A 15,475-nucleotide genomic window follows, 5' to 3' on the forward strand; every position below is an offset into this window, starting at 1 on the left:
GGGCATGATGGCATACACTTAACGTATGACTGGAAACGGAGGATGAACTGATGAAATGTTTATATGGAATGCTCGCCGCGCTGCCGCTGCTGTTTGCCGTTCAGACCGCCAGTGCAGTCGAAAAGGTGCCGAACCCTAACGATCCGTTGCTGACCAATCCGTCGCAACAGCGCATGCAACAACAACAGCAAAACAATCAGCAAATGCAGAAACGTCAGCAGGAGCAGGATTTACGCACCAGCCAGCAACAACAGCAGCTCAAGCTGAAGTCGCAAATCCAGAGCAATCAGCAACGATTGCAGATCCAGCAGAATAATCAAACGCTGGGGCAGAAGCTGAATCAGACACCTTAATATTCCGGGAGGCACTCAGTGCCTCTTAAATTCCTCATCGCCGTAATGCTGTACTGACTATTTACCTCCGGTAATATCACCACCAGAAACAATAAAAATATCCCTCCCCTTGCATTTATTATTAATGCTTTTATTATTCCCGACCGATAAGAATAAAGTCTTTCTGCCCCTGAATCAGCGCGGCTAATAAAACAGGATCCGCACCTGAAGACGCATTAATAGTGTTTTATAAAATTAAAAGGGAAATTATTGCATGAAAGTTTCAACAGGGATTACCGTAGTTGCTGCCAGTTTATTATTATCCGCCTGTGCGACGACCCAATCTGAAAAGATCTCTGCCGCCAATGGCAGCACTATTGGCCTGTACTCAGGCTTTGCCTCGGCAGATATGAATAATAACCGCTCGCCTGATGTGTATTTGCGTGAAGTCACGCCCTCTTACACCGCTGCGGGCGTTGGACTTAATGTCCTGACTTCTGTGCTTGCCGGCGGTATCGCCGTGAATACCTTCAGTAAGGAAAACCTGAAAGGGTCTGAAATCAAAACCCTGCCTGAACCGACGAAAAACTATCTGACACCCCGGGCCAGGCCGCTCATCACAAACTGGCTGCAAAAAAATGGCAACGGCTATCAGTATAAAAACAATCTGAATATTGTGGCTGCACAGTGGTTACTGGTTTATAAAGACCTCTCCAGCACCAACTCGGACTACGAGTTGCGTTACACCATTAAATTCTATAAAAAGCCTGAAGATGCGAATATGTTCTCCGCATGGGTTATTGCAGAATGTACGCCAACTGTCGTGACCGCCCCGCTTGCTGACTGGCAGGCAAATAACTATGCGCTGGTCACCAAAACCACAGAGAAATATATGGATTCCTGCCTGCTGGAACTGGATAACCAACTCCCGCGCCTGCTCAAACACTGAGTATTCTCAGCGGTAAAATAATTAAGGCGCGGGATCCGCGCCTTATTCCTGTCAGATAAAATCCGGCCCGATCACATCAATCTTATCGGTACAAATACAGTCCACGCCCCAGCCCAGCAATTCGCGGGCACGCGCCGGATTATTCACCGTGTACACCAGAATATGCAGCCCGGCGTCTTTGATGGCTTTAACGCGTTCTTCGTTGAGCAATTTGTGATTAAGATGCAGGGAAACGCATTCCAGTTCGTCAGTCAGCGCTTTCCAGTTTTCGTGCCATTCATCGATCAGCAAGCCACGCGGTAATTCCGGTGCGGCTTTTTTGGCGGCAACCAGCGCGTCGAATTCAAACGAGGAAAGCAACGGCGGAACGGCCTGATCTTTCCACAACTCCCGGGCGGCCAGCGCGACGTCGGTGCCGGTTTTCTCATCGGTTCCGGTGGTGGGTTTGATCTCAATATTCACCATCATGTGATGGCGCGCACAGCGTTCGGCTACCTGCGCCAGCAGCGGTAATTTCTCACCTTTAAAAGCGGCGCTGTACCAGTTACCGGCATCGAGCTTTTCGAGTTTTTCCCACGGCAATTCACCGGCCACGCCCCAGCCGTTGCTGGTGCGGTTCAGGGTATCGTCATGCAACAGGAAGATTTCCCCGCCTTGCGCCAGTTTGGCGTCAAATTCGATCATGGTGTGACCGTATCTGGCGCCCGTGTCGATGGCTGCCAGTGTATTTTCCGGTGCCAGTGCGCCGCCACCACGATGTGCCACAATGCGAGGATATGGCCAGGCTTTCATGTTTATTCCATCCGTAATCCGCTGTGAGTATCGAAAAAGTGTAACGCTTTCGCCGGGAAATCCAAGCGCAACAACGAGCCTGCTGTCGGGAACACTTCATGCGACAAACGCACCACGACACCGCTGTCCGCCAGTTTGCCGTGCGCCAGATTATCCGCGCCCAGCAGTTCCAGCGTATTCAGCACCATCGGGATCCCCTTCTGCGAATCATCAGTCAGATGAATATGTTCAGGACGGATGCCCACTGTCAGTTCGCGTCCTCCCCATTCCGGGCGAGGAACCGGCAGCGGCAGTTCGAATCCGTCTTCCATTACCAGCGATGTACCGTCAGTGGTCAGCTGGCCCGGCAACAAATTCATGGCCGGAGAACCGATAAAGCTGGCGACAAACAGACTTGCCGGACGGCGGTAAACTTCAGACGGCGTACCGATTTGTTCGGCAATGCCTTTGTTCATCACGATCACGCGTTCCGCCAGCGTCATGGCTTCGACCTGATCGTGCGTGACGTACAAACTGGTGGTACGCAAACGGCGGTGAAGCTGTTGCAGTTCAAGGCGCATCTGCACACGCAGTTTGGCGTCAAGATTGGACAGCGGTTCATCAAACAGGAATACCGCCGGTTCACGCACGATAGCGCGTCCCATTGCCACACGCTGACGCTGCCCGCCGGAAAGCTCACGCGGTTTGCGTTTCAGCAACGGGCCGAGTTCAAGAATGCGGGCCGCTTCCTCGACGCGGGCGAGGATCTGCGCTTTACCGAAGCCGCGAATTTTCAGGCCATATGCCATGTTGTCGAACACGCTCATATGCGGATACAGCGCATAGTTCTGGAACACCATCGCAATACCGCGATCTTTCGGTTCCAGTTCGGTGACGCGCTGGTCGTTGATATAGATATCACCGGAGGTGGTGCGCTCCAGCCCGGCAACCATACGCAGCAGGGTGGATTTTCCGCAGCCCGACGGCCCGACCATCACGATGAATTCACCGTCGGCGACGTCCAGATCAATGCTCTGGATAATCTGGTTTTTGCCGTCGTAGGATTTGGTCACTGCCTGTAATTTCAAATTTGCCATTTCAGTTTACTTCTCACTGTCTACCAGACCGCGCACAAACCAGCGCTGCATCAGGAGCACCACCGCCAGCGGTGGCAATAAGGTCAGGATCATGGCCGCCATCACCTGATTCCATTGGGTCGAGCCGTCGCCGGAGGAAATCATGCTTTTAATCCCCGCCACCGCCGTGCCCATCGAGACATCGCTGGTGATCAGGATCGGCCACAAATATTGGTTCCAGCCATAGATGAAGGTGATGACAAACAGTGCCGCAAGATTGGTTTTCGACAGCGGCAGCACAATGTCCCAGAAGAAGCGCATCGCGCCCGCGCCGTCGATACGCGCCGCCTCCAGCAGCTCATCCGGTAAGGTCATAAAGAACTGGCGGAACAGGAAGGTGGCGGTCGCCGAGGCCATCAGCGGCAACGTCAGGCCGGTGTAACTGTCGAGCATATGCAGATTGGCGATCACCTGGACGGTCGGGAAAATACGCACTTCCACCGGCAGCATCAGCGTCATGAAAATCAGCCAGAAGAACAGGTTACGCAGCGGAAAGCGGAAGTAGACAATGGCGTAAGCCGAGAGCATCGACACCGAAATTTTACCGACGGTGATGACCATCGCCATGATGAAGCTGTTGATCAGCATCCGTCCGAATGCCGGACTGCTGTTACCCGCCCCCTGCGTCCAGATCGTGGTGATGTTTTCCCACAAGTGCGTGCCCGGGATCAGCGTCATCGGCACGTCAAAAATCTGTTTGTTGTCCAGCGACGCTGCCACAAACGCGACGTACAGCGGAAAGAGGATCACCAGCACGCCGAGCAGCAGCATGATGTGGCTGAAGATATCCAGCCCTCTGCGGTTTTCAATCATTGATAACGCACCTTACGCTCGACAAAGCGAAACTGAATGAACGTCAGGCCGCAAACCAGCAGCATCAGAATCACGGACTGGGCGGCAGAACTGGACAAGTCCAGACCGGAGAAACCTTCGCGATATACTTTGTAAATCAGGGTGGTGGTCGCCTGCATCGGGCCACCGGCCGTCGCAGCATCAATCACCGGGAAAGTATCGAAGAAGGCGTACACCAGATTGACCACCAGCAGGAAGAAACTGACCGGCGAAATCAGCGGCAATACCAGATTGAAGAAACGGCGAACCGGGCCTGCGCCATCGATAGCCGCTGCTTCCACCAGCGATTTAGGAATCGACTGCAACGCTGCCAGGAAGAACAGGAAGTTGTAACTGACTTGCTTCCAGACCGATGCCAGTACCACCAGGAACATCGCCTGACCGCTGTTTTGCGCGTGGTTCCAGTTGTAGCCTATCGAGCCGAGGAAATGAGTAATCAGGCCCAGACCGGGGCTGAACAAGAACATCCACAAGACGGCGGCCACCGCAGGCGCAACGGCGTATGGCAGGATCATCAGCGTCTGATAAATCCGGCTGCCGCGCACAACGTGATCGACCAGCGCCGCGAAAAACAGCGAAACGGCCAGCCCGATAAACGCCACCATAAAACTGAATTTCAGCGTGGTGTAGAAAGAATCGAGATAGTACGAGTCCTGAAAAAGCTGCACGAAGTTAGTCAGACCGGCAAAGGTACTGGATAAGCCGAACGGATCCAGCGTCTGCACCGAATACCACAGCGCCTGACCGGCAGGCCACAGGAAGAATATCGCGGTGATTAACAGCTGCGGCAAAACCAGCGCGTAGGGCAACCAGCTGCAACCAAAACCGGGACGGTGTGAACTCATGATGGTTTACTCGTTAATATAAAAGACTCCCCGAAAGGGAGCAAACCAGGTTGGTTTTGAATTTGGCTTTTGGCTCCTCCCCCTGCGAAGGGGGAGGTTGGGAGGGGGTTTGGCAAGCGACTGAGTTGTCTTTAATACCCCACCCCAGCCCTCCCCTTCGCAGGGGAGGGAGCAAAACTGGATTACTTAGTAGAAGCTTCGAAGCGACGTAACAGTAAGTTCCCGCGCTGTACTGCAGTGTCTAACGCTTCTTTCGCCGTTTTCTTGCCGCTCCACACGCTTTCCAGCTCTTCATCCAGGATGGTACGGATCTGAGGCATGTTGCCCAGACGCAGACCTTTGGTGAACGGCAACGGTGGCTTGTTCAGCATCTGGCGGGTGGCGACGTCAGAACCCGGGTTCTTCTCGTAGAAGCCTTCTTTCCTGGTCAGCTCATACGCGGCAGTCGTCACCGGCAGATAACCGGTTTTCTGATGCCATTCGGCTGCGATTTCCGGCGTGGTCAGGAATTGCAGGAATTCGGCAACGCCTTTGTAGGTGTCTTTGTCTTTGCCGTTCATCACCCACAGGCTTGCACCGCCGATGATGGCGTTTTGTGGTGCGCCTTTGATATCTGCGTCGTAAGGCATCATGCCTACGCCGTAGTTGAATTTAGAATACTGACGGATGTCAGCCAGTGAACCGGAAGACGCGGTAGTCATCGCGCAATCGCCGTTATAGAACTTGGCGGTGGATTCGTCTTTACGACCAAAATAGGTGAAATCACCTTTCTTGTTCATATCTTCAAGCATCTGGATGTGTTTGATTTGCTCTGGTTTGTTGAATTCCAGAACCGCATCGGTGCCATCGAAGCCGTTGTTTTTGGTGGCGATTGGCAGACCGTGCCAGGCACTGAAGTTCTCAATCTGGATCCAACCCTGCCAGCCGCTGGCGTAACCACATTTCATGCCCGCTTCACGCAATTTCTCGGTGTACGCAGCCATATCCTGCCAGGTTTTCGGCGGCTGATCCGGGTTCAGACCGGCTTTCTTAAAGGCATCTTTGTTGTAATACAGCACCGGCGTGGAGCTGTTGAAAGGCTGAGACAGCAGACGGCCTTTGGAATCGGAGTAATAACCGGAAACGGTCGGCACGAACTGGGAAACGTCTTCTTTAATGCCCGCATCGCTGAACACTTCGTAAACCGGTTTGATGGCTTTGCTGGCCATCATGGTCGCGGTGCCCACTTCGTAAACCTGCAAAATCGCCGGCGCATTACCGGTGCGGTACGCGGCAATACCGGCCGCCAGGCTTTCATCGTATTTGCCTTTGTAGACAGGCATGATTTTGACATCAGGGTGCGTCTGGTTAAAACGGTCCGCCAGCGAGTTCACTTCTTTGCCTAACTCGCCGTCCATAGAGTGCCAGAAAGGGATTTCTGTCACAGCGAAAGCATTGGCGCTGAAAGCCAGCGTCAGCGCGGTGCCAATGACCGTTTTTTTGAGGTTGATGAACATGCCTGTCTCCTGAATTCTGCTGGTGTGCTGCAAGTGCAGCCTGAAGTAAGCCGGGTAGAGTCGGGAGGTAAAATGACACGGAAAAATGACAATAAGGTTACGGGAAAGTTAAGCGGGGATGACAGGCAGATGGCAGAAAATGAGGTTCATGCCGGTTAAACGTTAGGAAAAACCGTCCGCAGGACGGCTTATCTTATTAGATTTATGCTACGGTGCGTTCATTCCAACTGTCTTTAAATATTATGTTCCCATCGACATATTTCCATTGAATTGACTCATAGCGCATTTCAATATTTTCCAGATGCGTTCCTGTTCCCGAACCGGGATGAAGGCTAGGAGTAATTCCGGTGATCTTCACATTTTCCATGCGAATGTTGAAATACTCTGCTTCTACACCCGCGTCTAATATGTGATACATCTTAAACTCAGCGGATTTAAGCGTAATTCCCTGACTAATCGTACGGTAAAGTATTGGCGTCGTGCGATCAAATTCCTTTTGAAATAATATCGGTGTATGAATACGCGTACCTGTCAATTTCCCAGTATTTCTATCCGTCGGAACTGTCAGGTGGTGTGAAAGTGATTTCACTTCAATAGAACCCACACGCCCGTGAACATTACAACTTCCGATAACAGGAGAACCATTTTCATCCGTTAACCACAAATAAGCAGGATTAGACATTTTTATTTCCTTAATTTAATGTTTCGGCTTTTTTTTCCTATAGCCTTCTATTTTTCCGATGCACTTTGATACAAAGAAGAAACAAACCAGCCATCCTGCGGCATAAACGAATTTCATAGGCCACACAACTGGCAGCATAAGGCTTCCGATTAACCCGCCAACAAAAAGCACAGATTCAAAAAAATCCCATACGTTGACGACGGCAAATATCACCCATTTCGCTGCGCCTTTTGCGACAACAAGAAGCGGTTTATTGTGTGACATGCAGTTTTCGCCCTACAGCATCGATTATCCTGTCAAACGCAGGCTGTCCGCGCGTAGCACCTATGTGCACCGCATCAATGAACGGCTTAACAGCGGGTTCAAAAAGAAAGTAGGTAAGGTCATAATCATGGGGTCGAAGGAGCCAGTAAATCTCCGGTGCTTCGATGGCAAGGCTTTCTGATTTTCTTATTGAGCGCTCACTCATTCCCCCTATAAGCAAAATCATCGTCACCCTGCCAATCCAGTTTTTGGCACTTTGTGCACCGATAAATGACACTCTCGCCAGCACAGCAGCACCAATCACCGCAATAAGTTTCGCGGTAAGTAAACGCCCGGCAATCGAGGATACCACGCCACGATAGACATTATTTTGTTTGGTCACTGAAGCATATTTATCGAATTCTTTAAATATGATCTCTACCGCATTTGTTATATGCTTGTAATTGAGTATGTCATTATGTATTGCTTCAGCCATACGAAAACGCTGTGTCTGATGTGCAAAACGGGAATCTGTATCAAAATATCCTATGGCCAGGCAACCCATATCTAAAGGAACGGTAAGCGCACCATTTATTAATCCGGTAATTGTGGCTGGGGACATTATGATATCTGAAATTCTATTTGCAACATCATCTATATCACTTGAAATGTTATCGATATCTGCCACGATAAACCTCCCTGATTTCGTGTTGACATGACCTTAATACAATAAGGGTTAAATGACCAAGTGTTATAAATTCAATTTTTTTTATTAAATGTGCGGTATACCGTGGAATATCAGGGAGCAATATGAATGAGGTACTGTACCTGCCAGCAACTGCCCCTGGCTGTCTGGCAGATAGAGGTTTACCCTTAAACGACCCCACTTTTTCTGGCGCCAGAGCGACGGAGCAAAAATAAAGCGCCTTGTATAAACAAAGCGCCTTAGATGAGAAATACGGGAAAATTACAGGGCGCGTTTCAAACGGGCGACTGCCTCGTGCATTTGCTCTTCGGTCGCGGTGGCGAATGACAGACGGAAGGTCGAGTGATCCGGATTATCGGCATAGAAGAATTCACCCGGGACAAACACCACGCCCTGCTCCAGCGTCTTTTTCATCCAGTCAGCGCAGTTACGCGGCTCGCGGAAACGCGCCCACAGGAACATGCCGCCTTTCGGATATTCAAACGTCAGCACATCGCCCAGCTCGCGTTCCAGCAGTCCGGCCATGATCTGGCATTTATTTTTATACGCCGCACGGATGGTTTCGATCTGCTTCGGCAGACGACCCAGACCGAGATAATATTCCGCAATGGTCTGCGACAGCGCGCTGGCATGCAGATCTGCGGCCTGTTTGATGATGGCGACTTTATGCAGCAACCAGTCTGGCATAATGACCCAGCCCAGACGCAGGCCCGGCGCCAGAATTTTGGAAAACGTTGAGGTATAGATGATGTTATCCGCGTGACCAAACATCGCTTTCGACAGCTCAAACAGCGTCGGCTGGCGTTCGTCGGTGAAACGCAGTTCGCCGTACGGGTCATCTTCTACAATCAGGAATTCGTGCTGTGCTGCCAGTTTCACCAGTTGCTCACGACGGGCACGGCTCAGGGTTACGCCGCTCGGGTTTCCGAACGTTGGCACCAGATACACGCCTTTAATCTTCTGCGTTTTTAGGCGTTCCGCCAGCTCATCAACAATCATGCCGTCGCCATCAGAACCGACGGACAGCAGTTTAGCTTCGGCCAGTTCCAGGGTCTGTAACGCCGCCAGATAGGTCGGGCGCTCCACCACGAAAACATCATCGGGGTTCACCACGGCGCGCATCACCAGATCCAGCGCCTGCTGGGAGCCTGCAGTGACCACGATATCTTCAGGCTGCGCAACCACACCACGCTCCTGACAAAGCTCAGCAATACGCTCACGCAGCGTATAACTGCCTTCAGTCAGACCATACTGGAACGCATGTTCCGGCTGTTCAGTAATGGCCAGATGTGTGGCTTCACGCAGGCCGTCGAAATCAAAAAGCGCCGAAGAAGGAATACCACCCGCCAGCGAAATAACGCCTTCCATCTTGCTATGTTTCAGCAATTCCCGGATGGCTGAACTTTTAAGCCTGACCATACGGGCGGCGAGTAAACCTTCTGTGTTCATGACATGTTCCTGATGATGTGCAAAGTTATACGAATGTAAGAGATGTTAATTTATAGACAAAATAAAAACCGCAAAGCGCTTGCCGTGCGGTTTGTTAGATTTAACACAGATTTTTAAAATCCGATGCCAATTTATGCGCCAAGATAGGCCGCACGCACCGCTTCGTTCGCCAGCAATGCCGCACCGGTATCTTCCAGCACCACATGGCCATTCTCCAGAACGTAACCACGATCAGCGAGTTTCAGCGCCTGATTGGCGTTTTGCTCGACCAGGAAGATGGTCATTCCTTCTTCGCGCAATTGCTGGATAGTGTCGAAAATCTGCTGGATGATGATGGGTGCCAGCCCCAGCGACGGCTCATCGAGCAGCAGCAAACGTGGCTGGCTCATCAGCGCACGGCCAATCGCCAGCATCTGTTGCTCACCGCCGGACATGGTGCCTGACCGCTGCACACGACGCTCTTTCAGGCGCGGGAACAACGTAAACACGCGCTCCAGCCGTTCCTGATACTGATCGCGTGTGGCAAAGAAACCGCCCATCGCCAGATTCTCTTCCACCGTCATGCGTGAGAACACGCGGCGGCCTTCCGGCACAATCGCGATATCGCCACGCATGATTTTGGCGGTCTGCCACTGCGTGATGTCTTTCCCTTCGAAAATAATCGAGCCATTCGTCGCACGTGGTTCGCCACATAAACTGCCAAGTAGTGTGGTTTTACCCGCGCCGTTCGCGCCGATCAGCGTGACGATTTCCCCTTTATTAATACTCAGGCTGACTTCATGCAGCGCCTGAATTTTGCCGTAATGGGCGGATACCTGATTAAATGACAACATCTTGTTCTGTCCCTTAGCCTTCGCCCATTAACCTTCGCCTAAATAGGCGCGGATCACGTCAGGATTATTACGAATTTCAGCCGGTGTGCCTTGTGCCAGCGGCGTGCCCTGATTCACTACGTAGATGCGGTCGGAAATACCCATTACGAGTTTCATGTCGTGCTCAATCAGCAGAACAGACACGTTGTGCTGGTTACGCAATTCGGCAATCAGCTGGTTCAGCTCTTCGGTTTCACGCGGGTTAAGACCGGCAGCCGGTTCGTCGAGCATCAGGATTTCAGGACGCGTCACCATGCAGCGGACAATTTCCAGACGGCGTTGCTGGCCGTAAGCCAGATTACCCGCCTGACGGTTTGCCAGCTCGAGCAATCCGACACGTTCCAGCCAGTCAGCAGCGCGATCCAAAGCATCGGCTTCAGCGCGACGGAAGCCCGGCGTTTTGAACAGCCCAGCCAGCACGCCGCTTTTCAGGTGCTGATGCTGCGCGACCAGCAGGTTTTCGATCACCGTCATTTCACGGAACAGACGCACGTGCTGGAAAGTACGTACCACGCCCATGCGGGCAATTTTCTGCCCCGGTAAACCTTCCAGATGCTGATCACGCAGTTTAATGGTGCCGCCGCTCGGTTTGTAGAAACCGGTCAGGCAGTTAAATACCGTGGTTTTACCGGCACCGTTCGGGCCGATCAGCGAAACAATTTCGCCCTGATTGAGGTTCAGCGCCACATTGTTGACCGCCAGCAGGCCGCCAAAACGCATCATCAACCCTTCAACCGCTAACAGAGGTTGCGAACTCATGCCTTTTCCCCCTGATCCGCGATTTGTTGCTTAGACAGCTTCAGTTTCAGTTGCGGGCGCTTCATCGGCAGTAAGCCCTGCGGACGCCAGATCATCATCAGCACCATTAATGCGCCGAGCAGCAACATGCTGTACTCGTTGAGATCACGCATCAGTTCGCGGGAAACCACCAGCAAAATAGCCGCCAGAATGACTGCAAACTGCGAGCCCATCCCGCCGAGCACGACGATAGCCAGCACGAAGGCGGATTCCGCAAAGGTGAAGGATTCCGGGCTGACAAAGCCCTGACGCGCCGCAAACAGCGTACCGGCAAAACCGGCAAACGCAGCGCTGATGGTGAACGCGGTCAGTTTGATGCGGGTCGGGTTCAGGCCCAGTGAACGGCAGGCAATTTCATCTTCACGCAAGGCTTCCCATGCACGGCCGAGCGGCATACGCAGCAAACGGTTGATGATGAACAATGTGGCGAGCACCAGCAACAGCGCCACCATGTACAGGAAAATAATGCGGTCACTGGGATCATACGTAACATTAAAGAAGTTGCTGAAGGTATCCCAGCCGCCGTCGCGCGGCGTACGGCTGAATTCCAGCCCGAACAGCGTCGGTTTCGGGATCTGGCTGATGCCGTTCGGTCCGCCGGTCAGTTCGGTATTATTGAGCAGCAGGATGCGGACGATTTCCCCAAAGCCCAGCGTCACAATCGCCAGATAGTCACCGCGCAGCCGCAGAACCGGGAAGCCAAGCAGGAAACCAAACGCCGCCGATACCAGACCGGCCAGCGGTAAGGCTTCCCAGAATCCGATGCCGTAATAGTGATTGAGCAGCGCGTAGGTGTAAGCGCCGATGGCATAAAAGCCACCGTAACCCAGCACCAGCAGGCCGGACAATCCGACCACCACGTTCAGACCGAGGCCGAGCATTATGTAGATGAGCGTCAGCGTGGCGATATCCACCGTGCCGCGCGAGACGATAAACGGCCAGGCGATAGCGGCGATAATCAGCACCAGCGCCAGCAGTTTTTGTTTCGGCGTCGAGCCATCAAAGCTCGGCAAAACCCAGCCCGGACCCGAGACCTTTTTCAGGCCGCTGCTGACCATCGGGCGGAATAGCTGGAATACGAACACGATGGCGCAGCCGATGGCAATCCACGTCCAGCGCACTTCACCGGCGCCGTTGACCACCAGTTTTGTGCCGTCGAGGCTCAGCTGCAATCCCATGATGAATGCGGCCAGCACCAGCAGGACGAAAGCGGAGACCAGCGCATTTAACAGATTCAGGCGCTTCATACTTTCTCAACCTCCGGACGACCCAGAATACCGGTCGGCAGCACCAGCAACACGACGATCAGCAGTGCAAAGGAAACCACGTCTTTGTATTCGGTGCTCAGATACGCTGAGGTCAGCGCTTCAGCCACGCCCAGAATCAGGCCGCCGATCATCGCCCCCGGAATACTGCCGATCCCACCAAGAACCGCGGCGGTGAAAGCTTTCATACCGGCCATGAAGCCGATATACGGATTGATTACGCCGTAGAACTGGCCGAGCAGAACGCCCGCTACGGCCGCCATTAACGCGCCAATGACGAAGGTTAGCGAAATCACGCGGTCAGTGCTGATCCCCAGCAGGCTGGCCATTTTGAGGTCTTCGGCGCAGGCACGACAGGCACGGCCCATACGCGAATAACGGATGAACAGCGTCAGCGCCAGCATCGCGACAAACGTGACGACCCAGATAATCAGCTGCATGGTGCTGATGGTCGCCGCAAAGCCGTTGGTTTCACCCAGTTTCCACTGACCGGTCACCAGACTCGGTAAGGCGAGATCGCGTGAGCCCTGCGTGAGGCTGACGTAGTTTTGCAGAAAAATTGACATCCCGATGGCAGAAATCAGTGCAATCAACCGCTTGGAGTTACGCACCGGCTTATACGCCACGCGTTCAATACTCCAGCCATAGGCACTGGAAATTACAATCGCGGCGATAAAACCGGCACCGATCAGCAACCAGCTGGCGTCGATACCCATCATCATCAGGGCGGCGATAACAATAAAGGAGACATAACTGCCGATCATATACACCTCGCCGTGGGCGAAGTTGATCATGCCGATAATGCCGTAAACCATGGTGTAACCAATGGCGATCAGCGCATAAGTACTGCCCAACGTGACACCGTTGAACATCTGCTGAATGAAATAGAGGAACTGCTCTGACATACCCTATCCTTATTAATCAAGGGTTTGATAACTTGTGCTACTCCTCCCCCTGCGAAGGGGGAGGTTGGGAGGGGGTTTTGCAAACAACGCCGTTGCCATTACTACCCCACCCCAGCCCTCCCCTTCGCAGGGGAGGGAGCGGAGAACCACTTTGGTGCGGTTTTATTTGATTGGGGTAGACGTGCCGTCTTTATGCCACTCGAAAATACCGAATTCGAATCCTTTCAGGTCACCTTTTGCATCCCAGCTCAGCGGGCCCATCACGGTATCCACTGGCGCTGATTTCAGGTTTTTGGCGATATCTGCCGGTTCCATGCTGCCGCTGCGTTCCATACCGGTAGTCAGCGCCTGCAATGCGGCGTAAGTCGTCCAGACGAACGGACCGGTTGGATCCAGTTTCTTGGCTTTCAGGGCATCCACAATTGGCTGGTTAGCCGGTACCTGATCATAACGTTTTGGCAGGGTCACCAGCATGCCTTCAGAAGCATCACCGGCAATGTTAGACAGTGAGGAGTTGCCCACACCTTCCGGGCCCATGAATTTAGCTGCCAGACCGGCTTGTTTTGACTGACGCAGGATCTGCCCCATTTCCGGGTAATAGCCGCCGAAATAAACGAAATCGACGTTTTCTTTCTTCAGACGCGCCACCAGTGTGGAGAAGTCTTTGTCGCCTGCGGTCACGCCTTCAAACAGGACAACGTTGCCGCCGCCTTTTTTCAGCGCATCCTGTACAGAACGGGCCAGGCCTTCACCGTATTGCTGTTTATCATGCACCACGGCGATACGTTTTGGTTTGATAGTGTCGAGGATGTATTTCGCTGCGGTCGGGCCTTGATCAGAATCCAGGCCAGTAGTGCGCATCACCATTTTATAACCACGGGTGGTCAGGTCAGCGTTAGTCGCCGCCGGGGTGATCATCAGCACGCCTTCATCTTCATAGATGTCGGAAGCGGGCTGAGTGGAAGAAGAACACAGGTGACCGATCACGTAACGAATACCGTCGTTGATCACTTTGTTGGCAACCGCAACGGCTTGTTTCGGATCACAGGCATCGTCATATTCCACGCCAACCAGTTTGTCGCCCTTCACGCCGCCTTTGGCATTGATATCAGCGATCGCTTGTTTTGCCCCCGTAAACTCCATGTCACCGTACTGGGCGACCGGACCTGACATAGCACCGACAATGGCGACTTTGATGTCTTTTGCGAACGCCGCCTGACTCATTGCTAATGCAATACACCCTGCCAGCCAGATCTTACCCTTTGTTACTTTCATCCGATTACCCCGTTCATGTGTGTGTTGTGGTTTGCTCTTTGTTGCCTGTTCAAAACATCATCACTTAGGAAATTTAGTATAAGTAATAACGAGTTACCGGCTTATTTCGTCTTATTTTCGAATAAGACTTTATAATTCATATCATTAAACAGGAATTTTCTTCTGCAAATCAAATAGCACAATCAGAAATATGAGGTGTAAACAGAATTTTATTTGGCTGAAAAGGCGGTGTAGATTTAAACAATCAGTCGTTAACACTGGCTTTATTGATTAAAGCCAACATTTATCGCTTATGCAGAGATCACTAAAAAACTTTTCGACCTGTTACTGTACAAAAAAAGTTACGCCCGATTTCTGGTGGATTCCGCTACACTGACGCTCCCTTTTTCTGACCTTGCGCATCATGAAATTAACTATCCAAAAACTGACGTCGCTCAGCGTGCAGGACCTGATCGACCTGGCAAAAATCTGGCCGGAGCAAACTGAAAGTGACTGGCAAGCCAGCCTGCAAAATAACCGCGCGCTGTTCGCTGCGGTGTTTAATGAACGCATTCTGGGCGCAGTGAAAATCAGGCTCGACGGTAATCAGGCTGAACTGAGTGATTTGCTGGTGCGCGAAGTCACGCGCCGTCGCGGTGTCGGATTGTATCTGATGGAAGATGTGCAGGCGCAACTGCCGCAGGTGGAAAGCTGGACGATGAAAGCGGATCCGGAACCCGTGCTGGATGCATTTATGCTGGCCTGCGGTTTTGTACGTGAAGGCAATGTCTGGAAAAAATCCTGAGCACAGCCTGCCCGCGCGGATTTTCAGTCATAAAAAAAGCGACCCGAAGGTTAATGCCGATCGTTTAAGGATCAGTTGACCGATCCGGTGGCTCGTGTAAAAAGGGTTCATGCTC

General features: G+C 52.3%; 17 protein-coding genes. 3 read left to right on the forward strand and 14 right to left on the reverse strand.

Features of this window, described 5'->3' with window-relative positions:
* Positions 1-50 precede the first annotated feature (50 nt).
* A complete protein-coding gene (locus tag DXU84_RS22320; protein WP_013577453.1) occupies positions 51-353 on the forward strand; it encodes a DUF2756 domain-containing protein in 303 nt (100 codons plus the stop codon).
* 253 nt (positions 354-606) lie between these two features.
* Positions 607-1,281, forward strand: a complete 675-nt coding sequence (locus tag DXU84_RS22325) for a hypothetical protein (protein WP_153376672.1) — start codon at positions 607-609, stop codon at positions 1,279-1,281.
* Positions 1,282-1,332: 51 nt separating this feature from the next.
* Here the strand turns inward: DXU84_RS22325 and ugpQ are convergent, their stop codons facing one another.
* The 14 genes from ugpQ to DXU84_RS22395 form a co-directional block, all read right to left on the reverse strand.
* The gene (gene ugpQ, locus DXU84_RS22330) at positions 1,333-2,073 is read right to left on the reverse strand and encodes a glycerophosphodiester phosphodiesterase (RefSeq protein WP_013577455.1); all 741 of its coding nucleotides are present in this window, start codon (positions 2,071-2,073) and stop codon (positions 1,333-1,335) included.
* 2 nt (positions 2,074-2,075) lie between these two features.
* On the reverse strand, positions 2,076-3,149 hold the full coding sequence (locus tag DXU84_RS22335; RefSeq protein ID WP_047607693.1) for a sn-glycerol-3-phosphate import ATP-binding protein UgpC: 1,074 nt from the start codon (positions 3,147-3,149) through the stop codon (positions 2,076-2,078).
* A 6-nt stretch (positions 3,150-3,155) separates the two neighbouring features.
* Positions 3,156-4,001, reverse strand: a complete 846-nt coding sequence (ugpE, locus tag DXU84_RS22340; protein ID WP_013577457.1) for a sn-glycerol-3-phosphate ABC transporter permease UgpE — start codon at positions 3,999-4,001, stop codon at positions 3,156-3,158.
* Complete coding sequence (gene ugpA, locus DXU84_RS22345) at positions 3,998-4,885, reverse strand: sn-glycerol-3-phosphate ABC transporter permease UgpA (RefSeq protein ID WP_013577458.1); 888 nt, start codon at positions 4,883-4,885, stop codon at positions 3,998-4,000. The genes ugpE and ugpA overlap by 4 nt, the downstream gene beginning before the upstream one ends.
* A 182-nt stretch (positions 4,886-5,067) precedes the next feature.
* Entirely contained in the window at positions 5,068-6,381 is a 1,314-nt protein-coding gene (ugpB, locus tag DXU84_RS22350) for a sn-glycerol-3-phosphate ABC transporter substrate-binding protein UgpB (RefSeq protein WP_013577459.1), read from the reverse strand.
* Positions 6,382-6,583: 202 nt separating this feature from the next.
* Positions 6,584-7,063 carry a type VI secretion system tube protein TssD gene (locus DXU84_RS22355; protein WP_013577460.1) on the reverse strand — a complete coding sequence of 160 codons (480 nt, stop codon included), beginning with the start codon at positions 7,061-7,063 and terminating at the stop codon, positions 6,584-6,586.
* 15 nt (positions 7,064-7,078) lie between these two features.
* On the reverse strand, positions 7,079-7,327 hold the full coding sequence (locus DXU84_RS22360; RefSeq protein WP_013577461.1) for a hypothetical protein: 249 nt from the start codon (positions 7,325-7,327) through the stop codon (positions 7,079-7,081).
* Positions 7,314-7,928 (reverse strand): hypothetical protein, encoded by a 615-nt coding sequence (locus tag DXU84_RS22365; RefSeq protein ID WP_153376677.1) that lies wholly within the window; start codon positions 7,926-7,928, stop codon positions 7,314-7,316. Before DXU84_RS22365 ends, DXU84_RS22360 begins: the two co-directional genes overlap by 14 nt.
* 345 nt (positions 7,929-8,273) lie before the next feature.
* A complete protein-coding gene (locus DXU84_RS22370) occupies positions 8,274-9,461 on the reverse strand; it encodes a PLP-dependent aminotransferase family protein (protein WP_112198750.1) in 1,188 nt (395 codons plus the stop codon).
* 131 nt (positions 9,462-9,592) lie between these two features.
* Positions 9,593-10,294: a high-affinity branched-chain amino acid ABC transporter ATP-binding protein LivF gene (gene livF / locus DXU84_RS22375; RefSeq protein WP_013577464.1), complete on the reverse strand. Its 702-nt coding sequence runs from the start codon at positions 10,292-10,294 to the stop codon at positions 9,593-9,595.
* Between the two features lie 27 nt (positions 10,295-10,321).
* Complete coding sequence (livG, locus tag DXU84_RS22380) at positions 10,322-11,092, reverse strand: high-affinity branched-chain amino acid ABC transporter ATP-binding protein LivG (RefSeq protein ID WP_126125259.1); 771 nt, start codon at positions 11,090-11,092, stop codon at positions 10,322-10,324.
* Positions 11,089-12,378: a high-affinity branched-chain amino acid ABC transporter permease LivM gene (locus tag DXU84_RS22385; protein WP_112152570.1), complete on the reverse strand. Its 1,290-nt coding sequence runs from the start codon at positions 12,376-12,378 to the stop codon at positions 11,089-11,091. Before DXU84_RS22385 ends, livG begins: the two co-directional genes overlap by 4 nt.
* Complete coding sequence (livH, locus tag DXU84_RS22390) at positions 12,375-13,301, reverse strand: high-affinity branched-chain amino acid ABC transporter permease LivH (protein WP_013577467.1); 927 nt, start codon at positions 13,299-13,301, stop codon at positions 12,375-12,377. The genes DXU84_RS22385 and livH overlap by 4 nt, the downstream gene beginning before the upstream one ends.
* Positions 13,302-13,463: 162 nt before the next feature.
* Positions 13,464-14,576, reverse strand: coding sequence for a branched-chain amino acid ABC transporter substrate-binding protein (locus DXU84_RS22395; RefSeq protein ID WP_013577468.1), 1,113 nt, complete (start codon positions 14,574-14,576; stop codon positions 13,464-13,466).
* A 403-nt stretch (positions 14,577-14,979) separates the two neighbouring features.
* On the opposite strand from DXU84_RS22395, the gene panM reads away from it, so the two are divergent.
* Entirely contained in the window at positions 14,980-15,360 is a 381-nt protein-coding gene (panM, locus tag DXU84_RS22400) for an aspartate 1-decarboxylase autocleavage activator PanM (RefSeq protein WP_013577469.1), read from the forward strand.
* Positions 15,361-15,475 lie beyond the last annotated feature (115 nt).

It is taken from the genome of Rahnella sp. RcJ3 (genome assembly GCF_009498575.1).
GTDB classification, from domain to species: Bacteria; Pseudomonadota; Gammaproteobacteria; order Enterobacterales; family Enterobacteriaceae; genus Rahnella; species Rahnella aceris.